Genomic DNA, 15,848 nt, shown 5'->3' on the forward strand with positions numbered 1-15,848 from the left:
GAGGCGGTTTATGGCTAAGAAACAATCAAAATACGAGAGGCCGGGCGGCGCTAAAAAGGGTAGAATTGCAGTGGTCATATTTATCATCGTAGCTGCAATTACAGATGCTATTATGATTCGTGCGTACTTTACAGGTGGTAAAAGTGCTATGGTTGGCGCCATGATTATACTGATGACAGCGATGTATGTTTTTATCGCTTATAGCCTAATTAAGCTCGTTAAAATGATGGAAGAACAGATGGTTAAGGATGCCGAGGCAGAAAAGGAAGCGGAAGAGAAGGCGAAGCATATAGGAAAAGGTGCTACGTACAAGACTCTCAAGAAAAAGTCTAAGAACTAAAGGGGTAGTTCTGGTAGTGATAAATAAAGAAAAATCTCAGTGTATATTTTAAACTTAACTACTACTATGAAAAAACATGTAGCATAAATAAGCATTTGTGAGATGCACAAATGTGATATCGCAAACAACCTTATAGATAAATATTATCGATTATAAAAATTTGATAACAATAATAATAAATCAAACAGCTAAGTAAAAAAGCGAGGACATACGTCCCCGCTTTCTTTGTATGGATATTCTATGGATGGATTGTGTAATAACAGCGAAGGTATTGAAATAACCTGTGCTGTACCTTTATAATAAACTTGAGAACAAAGCATGTAAATTTAATTAAAATGAGTTAATTGATAAAAATAAATAATTGCGGTCCTCGATGGAGGTATTATGGAAAATCGTAACGTAGCGACCTTTATAAAGGTTGTAGAGATGAATAATTTTACTAGGGCAGCAGAGAGTCTCGGGTACTCTCAGGCAGCCGTAACTGCCCAGATAAAGCAGCTCGAGCATGAACTCGGAGCACCTTTATTTGACAGAATTGGCAAGAGGATAAATCTTACTAGAGCGGGAGAAACATTCCTCCCATATGCTTTTCGTCTGCTTAAGGCGGAAGATGAAGCGGTAGCAAGCATCAGAGAGCAGGAAGGTCTCAGCGGAACGCTGACAATCGGAACATCTTCAAGCCTATCGATCGGAGCGCTTCCACATATCGCTATTGATTTCATCAAGGAGTATCCTGATGTAAATGTTGTTATCAAGGTATCCGACTTCACGCAGGACCTGAGGGAAAAGCTCATTGCAGGAACTATGGATCTCGTGTTTAGTATGGCCGAGACTCCAAACCCACAGAACTTCCAACGCATGCTAGAGAAGGATGTACCGATGGTATTCGTAGCGCATCCAGACCACCCACTTGCGGGCAAGAAGATTCCGCTGCGCAAAATCCTTGCAGAGCAACTAATCGTTGCGGATAGAGAAGTTGGATATACGTTCTATCTAAATAAATTTGCAAATGATATCGGTATGCAACTTGAACCTGCACTTGAGGTTGGTTCAGTGTCCGCTATCGTCAATATACTAGAGGGCGGATATGGAGTATCTTACCTGCCTTGGTTCGTCGTTGAGAAGCCAGTTGCTGAAGGCAAATTGGCAACAATTGATGTTACATGTCCGGATCCAGAGCTCAAGAGTACTATCATATGTCATAAGAGCAAGTGGATTGATCCAGTGATTAAGAAATTTATAGAGTTTATAAATGAAAGAATATAGGAAGGTTGTATGCAAAAACATCACAAAGTCGATTAGACTTGATTTTATATGCTCTGAACAACGAATGCCAGGTGCTATGTATTTTATTAATACATAGCACCATTTATATATATATATATAAATGGTAGAATTTCCGTGTACATTATAGATAATTAACAATTAAGAGAGGACATTAATATTGATGAATAAGGCAGTTAAAAAAAGTATTAGCTTAATATTGAATCTTATGATCATATTATTACTGCTCTCAAATACATCAATTGTATTTGCAGATGAAGATTTAAGCTCACTCCATCCTGTGCATTATTTTATGTATGGTGATGACTGGCAGGGCCCTTTAGTTGATAAAAGTGCAGAAATCAAAAGTGATAATTATTGGGTTGACTTAAAATATTCAAAAGTAGAAAACATTCCGGTAGCTGCAGGAGAACCTATAACATATTTTAAAACTCTTGTTCCTAAATATGTGTTGGAACCTAAAGATACTGCTGTTAATCAGCATGCAAAGGTTAGCACGATAATCAATTTTTGCTGTGCTCCTGAGTTTCTAAATACCGGCATTATTCCAAAGTGGAGCGGATTAAACATTTTCCTTCACCCTTTGAAACCACAAGATAACCCGTATTTTCAGCAATTCTCCACGATTCCTGAGGATAGAACAAATCCGCATAAGTTTAAACAAAGTGATATTTTAACTGCTGAAGAAACTAGTAAGCCATTAGAGAAATTACAAGTTTTAGCCGATATAAAGGCTAAAGGCAGCACCGATTCAAAGAAAATAGACGAATATAAGAAAGGCGATTCAATTGACCTTGAGTTTTCTATGAATGCCTCATGGTTCAAGCGTTATATGAATGGGTTTGCTTTGTTCTTAACTCAAACCGGCGGCATGTCGGATGAGGGAATTCAGAAAATTTACAATCAGTATGCGATGTCAGATGCACAAATCGTTTTTTCATTAGATATCCCAGACGGGGTAACTGTTAGTAACAATCCAACAGCTACAATTAGGGGATTAGATGGGTTTACAGCAAATGTTTCGAAGGAAGGAAATACTTTGCTTGTAAAATTACGTAAAAATGAAAAAGCTAAAGTTTGTAAATGGAAAGACTTGATTGAAAAAATTAATTCCATAGATACAAGTAACATCAATGTTAGTATTTCGGGATTAAAGGTTTCTAAAGACGCAAGTCAAGATTCTCAGGTAACTATAAGGGGTACGGTATCAGGAGTTTATGATTTTGCTACTTCTTATACAGAAAAATTTTATTTGCCATCTCCCGAACATAATAGTCATGAGGAGTTAGGTCCGGGACATGAGAATTGTGCGACCAGAAATTACTGGTCATTTGCAGCAATTCAAGATCCAAGTGGATTGGATAACGCGGCAGACTCAAATAAGCCAAACCAAATATCTTATACTTTCAAGGTAAATAAACCGGCTGATAACACCGTAACTTTCAAGGACGGAAATGCTACACACGCTACCGTAAAGGTGGAAAACGGCAAATCAATTGATAATGATGCTTTAGCTAATCAATCGATGCCAAGTGACCCAACAAAGAGTGGTTATATTTTTAAGGAATGGAATACTCAAAATGATGGAAAGGGAACTAAATTTACAGGTTCAACCATTGTTAACGAGGATATGGTAGTATATGCTATTTACAGCAAGAACCCGACTCCAAACAAACCCGGCAAGCTACCAAATAATAGTAAGTTACCAAAGACGGGTGATAATATGAATATGCCATTGTATGTTGTGGTATTAGTTATATCAGGAGTATTATTGTTTGCATTATATTTCAAAAGAAGAAAAGACAATTAGTGTATTAATGTAAAATATCAGGAGCTGTCGCATGAGTGACAGCTCCTTTTTAACGTGATACTGAGATTTTGCTGGCCTAAATAAACAGGAATTTAACTTAACAATTCTTGTCTGAGACTTTCGCAAATTTCCGCCATCTCGCGCATATCCTCCTCTGGAACGAGTTCAGAAAGGTCATATTCAAGTGGATTCTTCGAAAAGTCAGAAAGAGCTTTATTCAAAAGCCCATAATCATCTGGTGTAGCAATAATATTTATCTTGCGAGAATCTGTATCATATGGCTCTAAGTCGTGTAAATCAACACTGCCATTTACCTTGCATTCTAATAATATCGCGGCAAGGTCGGTTAATATATCAATAGCGAAATGAAAATCAAGATAGATTCCCATAGAATTAGTAAAGCCCAAAGGGGAAACAGTTCTTCTGAAGTTTTCACCTTGTTTATTAACTCCTAAAGATTGCAGTATATTGGAAAACTCTATCTCGTCGCTACTTTGATCTTCTAAAAAAGCAATAAGGTTAAGGCTATCGTCACTATCTCCGATGTAGTTATTCCAATATTTGTTTTCAATATACATTCAGGCATCCTCCGCAAATATCAATTTGTCGATTAATCATTGTAATTATATTATCATACAACATTTTGTCATACATCAAGTTTATAGTAATTAGATATTATTACGCAAAATCTAAGAGGGCTACTCCCATAGGAATAGCCCTTTAGTTATATGTTCGCTCACATTGTCTTAAAAAACTTCTACTTCTCGATTTTTCCTGCCAGAATTGCCGCCCCATATGCACCGGCATATCTGCCGTCAGGAAGAGGGGTAACTGTTCTACCTAACTTCTTAGAGAGAAGCTCTGCAAAATACTCATTGCCGCTTAATCCGCCAGTTATAACGCATTTATCTGCGATAGCTTTCTTCTGACACAGTGTCACGACCTTAGTCGCAACGCTGTCGATTACACCGGCTGCAATTTCTTCCTTCGGGCGACCTTCACCCATGTAGTTGATAACCTCAGATTCTGCAAAAACAGTACATATCGAGCTAATCGGTATCGGATTTCCGCGTTTAGCCTCATCGAATAGTTCTTCGATTGTAAGCCCAAGGCGATTTGCCATAACTTCGATGAACTTGCCCGTTCCAGCGGCACACTTATCATTCATGAGGAAGTCAACGGCCCTGCCATCTTGAACCAAGATGTACTTGGTATCCTGCCCACCGACATCGATGATAGAGCAGTCTTCCTGTCCTGCCATCTCATAGCCGCCGCGTCCGTGACATGTAATCTCGGTAATCACTTTATCCGCGTAGTCTACTGAGATTCGACCGTAGCCAGTCGCTACAATATTAGCGCTCTCTAAATCTACGCCGAGATTCTCAAGGTTTTCCTTGATTATGCCAGCAGTAATCTTGCTGTTCCAGCCCGTCGGTAGCACCTCGAAGCGAGGTCTATCATCTTCGCCGATCACACAGACCTTAGAAGCGGTAGATCCAATATCAATTCCAATTCTAGTCATTTAAAATCCTTTTCATTTTGCCTAATCACATCTGATTTAGAGCACGCGAAATCGGCAAGCTTTATCTAACATATTAAGTATATCAAGTATACCAAGTATGCCAAGCTACAGCTAGTCGTACGTAGCTCTAGACGTACTTGACTGAACTTAGCGAATTCTACCCATATCTATGCCTGCTACTGTTGAATTCGTTATCTAGCCCGTTTATGGATATGTAGCGAAGCTGCTGATCTCTTGCAAGCTCCTCTATAAAAGACACATCTTCTTCCTTCACTAGTAGCGACACGCCGCAGCAAACGCTTAACTCGCGCGGAGTCGGGCTAATCTGGGCGTAACGTGAAGTTGCCTTTATAGCACGATACATCTCCATGGCATCCGTGTGATTATCGAACAAAACATAATAGTGGAGCATTTTAGCCTAGCACCTCGATAAATGCTTCGATACGTGTCTTGAGCTGCTGTGCATCGCTGTCAGTGTAGTCTGTCTCGATTCCGAGCACAGGGATTCCAGCTTCCTTGAGCTTGTCCTCAAGCAGGTAACCCTCGATGTCGTATGTCTGGCAGAACTTTAGATTAACGTCGATTACAGCATCTACGTCGTATTCTTTAGCAAGTCTGATTATATCGTCGAAACGACCTGAGTTAGGGGTGAAGCAAGCGCAGTTGATCTTCATGTAACGGTCAGCGATATTTGAAACCATCTCATCAAGATTCTCACCTGATTCATCTACAAAGTTCTCAAAGTAACGAGTTCCAGTACATGTCTCTTCACAGACAACAGCTGCACCAGAGGTCTCAATTAGATTATGCATCTTCCAGTTTGGAATAGCCATAGGGGTTCCAGAAATCATGATGCGCTTTGTTCCTGCAGGGAATACTGAAACGCCGTCAGCAACTCTCTTCTCGAGCTCGTCGCATAGCTTGTTAACCATAGTTGTGAATCTCTCAGGATCGTCGTAGTAAGCAATCTGCGAGATGAGGAGAGTGTCAGTTCCACTGATAGGAACATTCTTGTTCTTGCGTAGATCGTATAGTCTCTTGAGAGCTGCACGCTTAGCATTGATCTTCTTGATGTTTTCAGCTAACTTCTCAGGAGTAATCTTGTTGCCAGTCTCCTTTTCAACCATTTCAAGAAGATCGTGACATTCGTCAGCCCACTTCTCGATATCCTTAGGTCTCTTCATCTGAGGAAGATCCATGATGTGCATCTGAACGTCAGTGCCAAGGATTTCATAAGCCTTCTTCTTGCCGTCGCAAGTGTTCTCCCCGATATAGATATCTGCGAGTCTATAGAAAGGACATGTTCTGTCAAATCTAGCTCCAAGCATAGCCTTGATGAGCGGACATGTGTTTGCTGGCAAATATCTCTCTCCACCTGGAACCCAGAACTGAGAGCCTGCGCAAAGACCTGTAGCTATGCCATTGCCTGCAAAAATAATTTCGTCAGGAACATATGCACAGAATGTTCCGAATACCTTGCCGCCATTCTTCTTAAACTCAACTAGCTCAGCTGGGCGTAGACCATGAACATCAGCGAGAACCATGTCAAAGTAGTCCATAGCTTCTGGTCTATTCTCCTGAGAAAGAAATACGTCACCGATTGCTCCTGGAAGAACGCTACATAGTAGATCGTGGTTTTCCACATCCATGCCGAGATCTTCCCACATCTTACGATAATCTGCCATTTTTAAACCTCCATAATAATAAGTCAAATATACTGATAAAATTATATCAACTAAGCGAGCAGTGCAAACATTGAATAAAATGATAGATTTTACACAACCTATAGAATTTATTGATAATTATTTGACAGCTTATGAAATGTAGTGGGATGGCAATTGACAATTAGCATATGTTGTGGAGACGAGTCAAAACGAGAGATATTACGGGAAATAAACTGATAAAAAAACAGTTTTTCAGAGAAAAATATTGACACGGGAATTAAATGTGATACAATTGAATTGTTCAAAAGACGTTTAAGAAAACTAATTTATATATGAGATATTCATAGGAGGATATGAGATGGCACAGATTTATGATTTTAAGCTAGCTAGACCTGATGGAAGCGAGCTAAACCTCGCGGATAACAAGGGCAAGGTAATGCTCATCGTTAACACTGCAACCGGATGTGGATTCACACCTCAGTATGAGCCACTAGAGGCACTTTACAAGGAGCTTCACGAGTCCGGACTGGAGATTATCGATATTCCTTGCAACCAGTTCGGTGGACAGGCACCTGGATCAGATGATGAGATCCATGAGTTCTGCACACTCAACTATAACACTACATTCCCACAGCTTAAGAAGTCAGATGTAAACGGTGAGAATGAGCTTCCACTTTACACATTCCTCAAGAGCCAGAAGGGTTTCGAGGGTTTCGGAGACTTCCCAGACAGAGAGAAGTTTGAGGAGTTCGTTGCAATGGGAGATCCTGATTTCAGAAACAACGCTAACATCAAGTGGAACTTCACTAAGTTCGTTGTAGATAGAGAAGGAAACGTAGTTGCAAGATTCGAGCCAACAGCTGATATGGCAGAGGTTGCTGCCTTCGTAAAGAGCCTTATCTAATCTATAAATATTCACACATAAAAGATTAAAGGTACACAGATAGTATGAATTATGAGACGCTTCGGCGTCTCTTTTTTTGCTTTGACATTATGATATAGCTGCGATAGTATCGTAGCAGTAAGACAGTGCTCGAATATTAGCGACTCTTGAGGCAGGAGAGATGAAGAAAAGCGGAATTAGCCTAAAATTCAATTATTTCATACAAGTTGGAGTAGCTGTGACTCTTGCGTCTTCATTTAATGTATGGCTTGTAATTAGTGGGTCAGATATCGGATTTGTTAAATACATTATAACTGCAACGCTCTCATGTCTAGCCGCAGAATTATTCGTTAGAGTATTATCTCCCGTCAAATATATAGTGAATAGTATGATATGGAGATCAAAAGGAAGTAAGCAGCCAGCATATGCCTTCTGGGTATTCGTATATCTCAAGGGTCGCATTAACCACTCATGGCAATTATATATGATAAATGAACTCTTTATTCCAGATAAATACCTGCGATGCTCAATGAAGAATCTGAGCTATGAAGAAATAAGATTAGAATTACGAAGAGTGGAGATACTGACGGAAATCGTTATGTTCATTCTGTACAGCTGTATTTCATTTGCAATTTATAGGACTAGTAACATGCCGTTCTACTTGATTCCTCTTGCTGGAATGGCTATAGATATAGCAAATTCGAATATTGAAATGGAAATATTTAGAGGTAAATTCACGAAGCTTCGCGACTCAAAATATTTTGAATATTATGTAATTAGAGAGCGGTTACTCGCGGACTATAATGATGAAGAAGCGATTAAGCGATTTTTAGAGCTCGAAGCTGAGAACTTTGAAGACAGAGAAAGAATTCACGAGAGGATATCAATCTGGAGCAGGATAGTCGTAGGAAAAGCTCTGAACAGAGAAACTCTTACAGAAGAGATGAAGTTCTTGCTAGAGAGAAAATATCTCGAAGTTGTGTGGGAACTATTCGTTACACATGAAACATTAAACTTACTGAATCTTTATATTGCATATGCAGTGGTAGTTGGAGAAACGAATACGGAGAAAGTCGCACTAAATATCTTAAACAGATGGAAATCTCAGGATATAGGGGCTAAGTTAAAGGCTAAGTTCGAAGCGTCTGAGCAGGCCTTTGGTGGGGATAGAACTAAGCTGGAGGCATTAAGGCTACGAGCTGGCGAGTTTTATGAGGAATTTGCAGACTGCAGAAATGATGTTGATGAAGTAAAGAAGGCTTGCATCAAATGAATAGAGCCTGAAAAGAATGATATTGCTTAAATGAAAAATCGTTTGCAGCATTACACTGCAAACGATTTTTTATAACTAATTCGATATTAATCCAGCAGCATCTGGGTAGCTGATACTATCTAGCTGCTTCTGCAATCGCTTCCACGAATGTTGGGTGTGGATGGATTGTAGAAGCTACATCTTCGAGTGTCAGCTTGTTTGAAATAGCTAGCGCTAATTCGCCTACGAGATCGGTAGCGCGGCCGCACATGAGCTGTGCGCCGAGCAGTATATGGCTGTCTGCGTCGGCAATCAGCTTGATGGTGCCGCGGCCGAGGTCCTCAAGGACTGTCTTGCCATTTGCTCCCATAGCGTACTTCTTAGTGATGATTTCGATACCCTGCTCCTTGGCCTCGTCCGCGGAGATGCCGACGGACGCAATCTCAGGCACTGTGTAGATGCAAGTTGGGACTGTTGCCATGCGGATTGGTGGTTCCTGTCCGTTCATGTGGGCAACTGCATTTCTACCCTCGGCAGTTGCGGTATGAGCTAGCTCGATGCCGCCGATTGCGTCACCTATGCCATATATGCTCGGACTCGCCGACTGGTAGTTTTCGTTAACGGCGAGTCGGCCGCGCTCTCCTGCAAGATGCTGGAGCTGTTCAGATAGCAGACTAGGAACATCAGAGCGTCTGCCAACAGCCATGAGAACAGCATCTGCAGGGATAGATTTCTCTTCATCCTTTTCAGTATAGACAACCGCAAGTCTTCCGTCGGCCTGCTCAATTCTTACAACAGGGCACTTAGTTAGAACATCTATGCCATCCTTCTGCAGTCCCATCTTCAGACTGCGGGCCAATTCCTTATCGACAGTAGGAATGAGACGGTCTAGAGCCTCAACAACAGTTACGTGTGATCCAAAACCATTGTATACAGTAGCAAATTCAACACCGATAACGCCGCCGCCGATGATCACGAGATCATCGAAGGGCTTACCGCCCTGCTCGAGGAGCCTAGTCGAGTCCATAACGCCCTCGAGCTCGGCGCCTTCAATAGGCGGAATAAACGGATTGCCACCAGTAGCAATCAAGATGAATTTGCCAGTTACCTCATGTGATTCGCCCTCTGCATCTGTATAAGATACAGTGTGCTCATCTTTGACTAGCGCGAGGCCATGAATTAGGTCAATCTTAGCCTTTGCAAGGCCAGTTTCAATGCCCTCGCGTAGGGTATCAAGCACCTCGTCCTTGCGAGTTCTAACAGCATCGAGGTCAACCTTAACATCAGCAGCATTCACACCAATTTTAGCACCCTCTCTTGCTTCCTTAGCGAGCTCGGACGAGCGCATGATAGTTTTTGTAGGCACGCAGCCTCTGTTGAGGCAGGTGCCACCAACTCTATCCTTCTCAATTACAGCAACCTTCATGCCATACTTAACAGCATCAAAAGCAGCTTCGTATCCACCAGGACCAGCTCCAATAACAACTAGATCATAATTAAATTCAGCCATATCTTCCCCTTTTCATAACGATAGTGCAGTAGCACCAAGATATACCTACATAATACCGTCAGCAATCAGATTAGCGATATCACTGCAAATCTGATACTCTTTGCTGCTTGGCGCATATGGGAGTGCTCCTTCAACAAGTGCAGATATAGCGGCCTTGCTGTACTTGCAGCCAATAAGCTTTTCCTTTAGAACTCCGAACACCTCAGTTTCTAGCGAGTCTGAGAATAGTCCACAGTCCTGAATTACACCACCTTCAACCTGTAGCTCGATATCAACTCCACCCCAGTCAAGTCTCTCTGAGATTGAAGTAGTGAATGGAATCTTGCGACCAAAACGCCACTCCTCAGAAGAATACTTATCGATTAGGGCCTTGAGCTCTGGATCAGATTCAGCAGTTGGAATATCGAAACTCTCAACCTCTCCACCATATACCTTTGCAAAAGCGTCATGTAGAGCCTTCTTGAGCTCTTCTAGCGTTACGTCAGGCTTGTGGTTGATAAGGTTAGTGATTCTTGAACGAACAGATTTTACACCCTTTGACTTCAGCTTAGCAGCAGATACGTTGAGGTATTCGCCAAGTGGAGTAGGGTCTACGTTGAACATAATAGTTCCATGGTGGTAGCAGTAGCCATTGCTCTGGTAGTATGCGTGTCCGGAGAACTTCATGCCATCGATAGTGAGGTCATTTCTTCCAGTCTTTTCTGCATTGATGCCTAGTAGGCGAACAGCCTCGAGGATTACCTCTGTCTGCTTTGGTATGTTGTACTCATCTTCTCTTGCAATGAATGTAAAGTTGAGGTTTCCGAGGTCGTGGTATACCGCTCCGCCGCCAGAGATTCTTCTAGCTAGCTTGCAGTCGCCTTCTCGCATCGACTCAACCCTGCACTCACGCCAAGGGTTCTGATTCTTGCCGATTACTACAGTGTTAGCGTTCTGCCATAGGTACATAATTACTTCGCCCTCAGCAGCACGAAAAGTCATATACTCCTCAGTAGCGAGGTTGATAAACGGATTAGTACAATCAGTTTCGGTATATCTTAATTTCATATAGTTATAGCTCCTTGCTATTAGATTTCAGTTAAATCAAGCCCAGACAGACAGTCGCGTAAAAACGCAGGCTAGAATCTGTCCAGGCTTATAATTTGTATTCGGCCGGGAATGTCACGACTTATGCATGAGAAGCGCTGCTAAACGTGTTTAATCGGTACATACCGGCATATTTCTTATGAAAACTCGTATCTTAGAACTGGTTCTCTCGCAGCCTTAACTTCGTCCAATCTACGAATCGGAGTAGTAACAGGCGAAGCAGATACAGATTCAGGTGATCTGATGATTGAGTCGTAGATTTCTCTGAATGCAGCGATTGCTTCGTCGAGTGTCTCGCGTGACTCAGTTTCAGTAGGCTCAACCATGAGAGCCTCACTAACGATGAGTGGGAAGTACATCGTAGGTGGGTGAATTCCGAAGTCGAGGAGTGCCTTTGCAACGTCGAGTGCAGAGACATTGTTCTCCTTGTGGAATTTCTCAAGGCTCATTACAAACTCATGCATACAAGTGCAGTCGTATGCCATTGGATACAGATCCTTGAGCTTCTCCATCATGTAGTTAGCGTTTAGAACAGCGTTATGTGCGAGTTCAGGAACTCCATCTCCACCAATATATGTTAGGTATACAAGAGCTCTCAAGCTAACTAGGAAGTTGCCGTAGAATCCGGTAACGCTACCGATACTGCTCTCTGCACGAACATACTCGCCGTTCTTAACTGTGAGTCCAGGTAAGTACTTGCCGAGGAAGTCTTTGCATCCGCAAGGACCGCTTCCAGGGCCACCGCCACCGTGAGGTGTCGAGAATGTCTTGTGCAGGTTGAGGTGGATTACGTCAAATCCAATATCTCCAGGACGCACTAGTCCGATTACAGCGTTTAGGTTAGCTCCATCGTAGTAGCAAAGTCCGCCAGCTTCGTGAACAAGCTCTGTGATTTCAAAGATATTCTCGTCGAAGATACCAACTGTGTTAGGGTTTGTAAGCATTAGACCTGCAGTCTTGTCACTAATCTTAGACTTGAAGTCATCCATGTCAATGCTTCCGCGCTCGTTAGATTTTACAACTACAACCTTGAAGCCTGCCATTGCAGCACTTGCAGGGTTAGTTCCGTGAGCAGCGTCTGGAATTAGGATTTCATCCTTATGTTCGAGACCCTTGTCGCGTAGATAAGCCTTGATAAGGAGAAGTCCTGTGAACTCTCCTTGTGAGCCAGCTGCCGGTTGGAATGTTACGTGATCCATACCCGTGATTTCACATAAATAGGATTCTAGTGTGTCTATCGCCTCTGTGCAGCCTTCTACTGTTTCAGCTGGCTGAAGAGGGTGGATATTAGTGAATCCTCTGAGCGATGCAACTGCATCATCAATCTTAGGGTTATGCTTCATAGTGCAAGAACCTAGTGGATAGAATCCGTCGTTAACACCGTGAGCTTCCTTAGCAAGAGCTGTGTAGTGACGCCCCATTTCGTTCTCAGGAACTTCTGGAAGTTTAGGAGCACTAGCTCTCATCGGAACTTCAGGTAGCGTTACAGGAACGTCGCAAGCAGGGAATAAATCCTGACCTCTGCCAGGAATACTTCTTTCAAATATAAGTTTCATTACTTGCTCACCCCCTTAACGATTTCAATTACTTCATCCATCTGTTCCTTAGTATTGAGCTCTGTAGCGCACCAGAGAATCTCTGTGTCGCTTAACTTAAGTCCGCCGAGGATACCCTTGTCAGCAAGCGCTTTTAGGATAGCGTCTGCATCAGCGCAAACTGTTACGAACTCATGGAAGAATGGCTTATCGAACTTCAGCGAAAGACCTGCGCTTACAAGTCCTTCAGCCAGATAGTGTGCCTTTGATGAGCAAAGCGTTGCAACTTGCTTGATTCCAGCAGGACCAACAGCTGTCATATATACGCCAGCCTTCAGAGCACAGAGTGCCTGGTTGGAGCAAACGTTGCTGCTAGCCTTTTCTCTACGGATGTGCTGTTCTCTGGCCTGTAGAGTTAGCACGAATCCACGCTCGCCACGGGAGTCAACTGTCTCACCGACAAGTCTGCCGACAATCTTACGAGTGTTCTTAGCAGTTGTTGCTAGAATGCCTAGGTAAGGGCCACCATATGCGAGGCCAAGTCCGAGTGGCTGACCCTCTCCGCAAACGATGTCTGCACCAATCTCGCCAGGAGTCTTCAGAACTCCGAGTGCTATTGGATTAACGCTCATGATAAGCTGTGCACCAGCTTCGTGAACTATTTCAGCAATTTCGTCAGCGTCTTCGACAACACCGTAGTAGTTAGGATACTGCATCAGGAAGCAAGCAGCTGACTTGTCCTCTGCAAGAGTAGCCTTAAGCGCTTCTACATCAGTAACGCCGCCGCACTCGCATGCTGGAACAACCTTTACCTCAGTGTCTCTTCCAAAAGAGTATGTCCTTATTACTTCAAGAACTCTAGCATCTACAGTTTCCGATACGTAGATAGTGCTACGCTTGCGGTCCTTTGTCATAGCGCATGCTTCTGCAGCTGCCGAAGCACCGTCATAAAGCGAAGCATTCGACACATCCATGCCAGTAAGTTCACATATCATAGTCTGATACTCGAAAATCGACTGAAGTATACCCTGGCTGATCTCGGCCTGATAAGGGGTATAAGCAGTGATGAACTCCTCTTTGCTTACTACTGCATTAACTGCAGCCGGGATGTAGTGATTGTAAGCACCAGCACCGCGGAAAATTGAATCATATACCACGTTGCGGTTTGCCATTTTCTCCATAATTTGAGCAGTTTCCAGCTCTGATTTTCCAGCTGGGATGTTAAGTTCGCCCTTGATTCTAGCTGCAGCCGGGATGTCCTTAAATAAATCATCCCAATCTTTGTAGCCGATATCGTTTAACATCTGGAGCTGTTCTTCTTTAGTGTTAGGAATAAATGTACCCAATTCGAACCTCCTTGTACGAAAGTGTTAAGGTAAATACGGTTTATGCTTCTTCCGACTCTACAAATGCGTCGTATTCGTCTGAGGTTAGAAGCTCCTCTGTCTCAGCTACATCCTTAACCTTAATTAACCAAGAGCCGTATGGGTCCTCGTTGATTGTCTCAGGTGCATCGAATAGGCTCTCGTTGATTTCAGCAACGATTCCTGTAACAGGGGATAGCACGTCGGATACAGCCTTTACAGACTCGATGTCACCAAATGCATCACCAACTGTTACTTCATCGTCAACCTCAGGGAGGTTGATAAATACGATGTCACCAAGGCTATGCTGAGCATAGTCAGAGATACCGATAACGCATAGACCGTCTTCTTCAGCGATCCACTCATGTGACTTTGAATACTTTAAATCTGCCATTTTATTTCTCCTTTTTGTATATATTATTTAGATATAAAATATCATTTTTAGCAAGCACAGATTATCTTACTGCTCTCTCTTATAGAAAGGAAGCTTTACCATCTCAGCGTCAATCTTTCGGCCACGCACGTCTACCTGAACAGGTGCTCCGATTTCACGCTTTGCCGATTCAACGATAGCCATTCCGTAAGAGCCGTTTAGATATGGTAGGAATGTTCCAGAAGTGATGTGTCCAATCTTTTCTCCATCTCTATATACATCGCACTCTTCTCTGATGATTCCGCGGCCGGTAACCTTGATTCCTACTCTTCTCTCTTTGAGTGGAGTTGCAGCTTCAATTGCAGCCTTGCCGATGAAATCAGGCTTATCCATCTTGATTGCAAAACCAAGACCAGCGATCTTAGGTGATATGTCATCATTCATATCGTGACCGTATAGTGGCATTGCAGCTTCCATACGAAGCGTATCACGAGCTCCGAGTCCACAAGGAATCAAACCGTCTTCCTTGCCAGCTTCAATGAGAATTTCCCATACATCTGCAGCCTTATCAGCTGGCATATATATTTCAAATCCATCTTCGCCTGTATATCCAGTTCTGGAAAGAACGCAAGGAATTCCTTTTATCGAGCCATCGAAATTAGCTGTGTAGTAACCAGCGGGGATGAGCGATGGATCAGCAACCTTAGCGAGAATCTCCTCTGCCTTAGGACCCTGTAGAGCGAGCTGTCCCCATTCATCTGAAACGTTTACAACATCGACGCCGTCAATCTTATGATCAACCATCCAAGCGAAATCCTTCTCTATATTTGCTGCGTTAACAACAACGAAATAGTCGTCCTCGCCACGCTTGTACACGATTAGGTCATCTACAGTTCCGCCGTGCTCGTTGCACATTGGGCTGTATCTTGCCTGACCAACTTTGAGGTCGGTGAAATCATTAGTTAGTACATAGTTAAGAAAATCAACAGACTTAGAACCTCTTACGAGAATCTCACCCATGTGGGATACATCGAATAGACCGCAGGCTGTACGAACTGCCATGTGTTCCTGCTTGATACCTGTCTCATACTGAATTGGAAGTAAAAATCCGCCAAAAGGCACGATCTTGCCGCCATATTTAACGTGAGTATCATATAGTGGTGTTTTCTTATCCATCAAGACTACCTCCTTGAGTGTTTTTGATTAGATACATTGAATATACTCA

General features: G+C 42.7%; 15 protein-coding genes. 5 read left to right on the forward strand and 10 right to left on the reverse strand.

From position 1 onward, the window contains the following. The first annotated feature begins 10 nt into the window (after window positions 1-10). The 3 genes from Q7O90_RS03060 to Q7O90_RS03070 all read left to right on the forward strand — a co-directional run bounded on the left by Q7O90_RS03060 (window position 11) and on the right by Q7O90_RS03070 (window position 3,434). On the forward strand, window positions 11-340 hold the full coding sequence (locus Q7O90_RS03060; RefSeq protein ID WP_304127305.1) for a hypothetical protein: 330 nt from the start codon (window positions 11-13) through the stop codon (window positions 338-340). A 384-nt stretch (window positions 341-724) separates the two neighbouring features. Continuing rightward, entirely contained in the window at window positions 725-1,606 is an 882-nt protein-coding gene (locus tag Q7O90_RS03065) for a LysR family transcriptional regulator (protein WP_304127307.1), read from the forward strand. A gap of 181 nt (window positions 1,607-1,787) precedes the next feature. Then, complete coding sequence (locus Q7O90_RS03070) at window positions 1,788-3,434, forward strand: InlB B-repeat-containing protein (RefSeq protein WP_304127336.1); 1,647 nt, start codon at window positions 1,788-1,790, stop codon at window positions 3,432-3,434. Window positions 3,435-3,526: 92 nt separating this feature from the next. Here the strand turns inward: Q7O90_RS03070 and Q7O90_RS03075 are convergent, their stop codons facing one another. The 4 genes from Q7O90_RS03075 to Q7O90_RS03090 all read right to left on the reverse strand — a co-directional run bounded on the left by Q7O90_RS03075 (window position 3,527) and on the right by Q7O90_RS03090 (window position 6,641). Then, a complete protein-coding gene (locus Q7O90_RS03075; RefSeq protein ID WP_304127338.1) occupies window positions 3,527-4,012 on the reverse strand; it encodes an imm68 putative immunity domain-containing protein in 486 nt (161 codons plus the stop codon). 179 nt (window positions 4,013-4,191) lie between these two features. Further along, on the reverse strand, window positions 4,192-4,956 hold the full coding sequence (locus tag Q7O90_RS03080) for an acyl-CoA dehydratase activase (RefSeq protein WP_304127340.1): 765 nt from the start codon (window positions 4,954-4,956) through the stop codon (window positions 4,192-4,194). A gap of 157 nt (window positions 4,957-5,113) precedes the next feature. Then, a complete protein-coding gene (locus tag Q7O90_RS03085) occupies window positions 5,114-5,368 on the reverse strand; it encodes a DUF3343 domain-containing protein (RefSeq protein WP_304127343.1) in 255 nt (84 codons plus the stop codon). A gap of 1 nt (window position 5,369) precedes the next feature. Further along, window positions 5,370-6,641: a double-cubane-cluster-containing anaerobic reductase gene (locus Q7O90_RS03090; RefSeq protein WP_304127345.1), complete on the reverse strand. Its 1,272-nt coding sequence runs from the start codon at window positions 6,639-6,641 to the stop codon at window positions 5,370-5,372. Window positions 6,642-6,978: 337 nt separating this feature from the next. Here Q7O90_RS03090 and Q7O90_RS03095 point away from each other — a divergent pair, with 337 nt between their 5' ends. Both Q7O90_RS03095 and Q7O90_RS03100 read left to right on the forward strand, forming a co-directional pair. Then, complete coding sequence (locus Q7O90_RS03095) at window positions 6,979-7,524, forward strand: glutathione peroxidase (protein WP_304127347.1); 546 nt, start codon at window positions 6,979-6,981, stop codon at window positions 7,522-7,524. Between the two features lie 160 nt (window positions 7,525-7,684). Next, a complete protein-coding gene (locus Q7O90_RS03100) occupies window positions 7,685-8,776 on the forward strand; it encodes a hypothetical protein (RefSeq protein ID WP_304127349.1) in 1,092 nt (363 codons plus the stop codon). Between the two features lie 115 nt (window positions 8,777-8,891). Here Q7O90_RS03100 and lpdA read toward each other — a convergent pair whose 3' ends face one another. The 6 genes from lpdA to gcvT form a co-directional block, all read right to left on the reverse strand. Continuing rightward, window positions 8,892-10,265: a dihydrolipoyl dehydrogenase gene (gene lpdA / locus Q7O90_RS03105; protein ID WP_304127351.1), complete on the reverse strand. Its 1,374-nt coding sequence runs from the start codon at window positions 10,263-10,265 to the stop codon at window positions 8,892-8,894. Window positions 10,266-10,310: 45 nt separating this feature from the next. Beyond that, window positions 10,311-11,312, reverse strand: coding sequence for a lipoate--protein ligase (locus Q7O90_RS03110; RefSeq protein WP_304127353.1), 1,002 nt, complete (start codon window positions 11,310-11,312; stop codon window positions 10,311-10,313). 176 nt (window positions 11,313-11,488) lie between these two features. After that, window positions 11,489-12,907: an aminomethyl-transferring glycine dehydrogenase subunit GcvPB gene (gene gcvPB / locus Q7O90_RS03115; protein ID WP_304127356.1), complete on the reverse strand. Its 1,419-nt coding sequence runs from the start codon at window positions 12,905-12,907 to the stop codon at window positions 11,489-11,491. After that, entirely contained in the window at window positions 12,907-14,232 is a 1,326-nt protein-coding gene (gene gcvPA, locus Q7O90_RS03120) for an aminomethyl-transferring glycine dehydrogenase subunit GcvPA (RefSeq protein WP_304127359.1), read from the reverse strand. Before gcvPA ends, gcvPB begins: the two co-directional genes overlap by 1 nt. Before the next feature lie 40 nt (window positions 14,233-14,272). Beyond that, window positions 14,273-14,644 carry a glycine cleavage system protein GcvH gene (gene gcvH / locus Q7O90_RS03125; protein WP_106057709.1) on the reverse strand — a complete coding sequence of 124 codons (372 nt, stop codon included), beginning with the start codon at window positions 14,642-14,644 and terminating at the stop codon, window positions 14,273-14,275. 66 nt (window positions 14,645-14,710) lie between these two features. Continuing rightward, entirely contained in the window at window positions 14,711-15,799 is a 1,089-nt protein-coding gene (gene gcvT / locus Q7O90_RS03130) for a glycine cleavage system aminomethyltransferase GcvT (protein ID WP_304127362.1), read from the reverse strand. Between the last annotated feature and the right edge of the window lie 49 nt (window positions 15,800-15,848).

Origin of the sequence: Mogibacterium diversum (assembly GCF_938028775.1) — a bacterium.
GTDB lineage: Bacteria > Bacillota > Clostridia > Peptostreptococcales > Anaerovoracaceae > Mogibacterium > Mogibacterium diversum_A.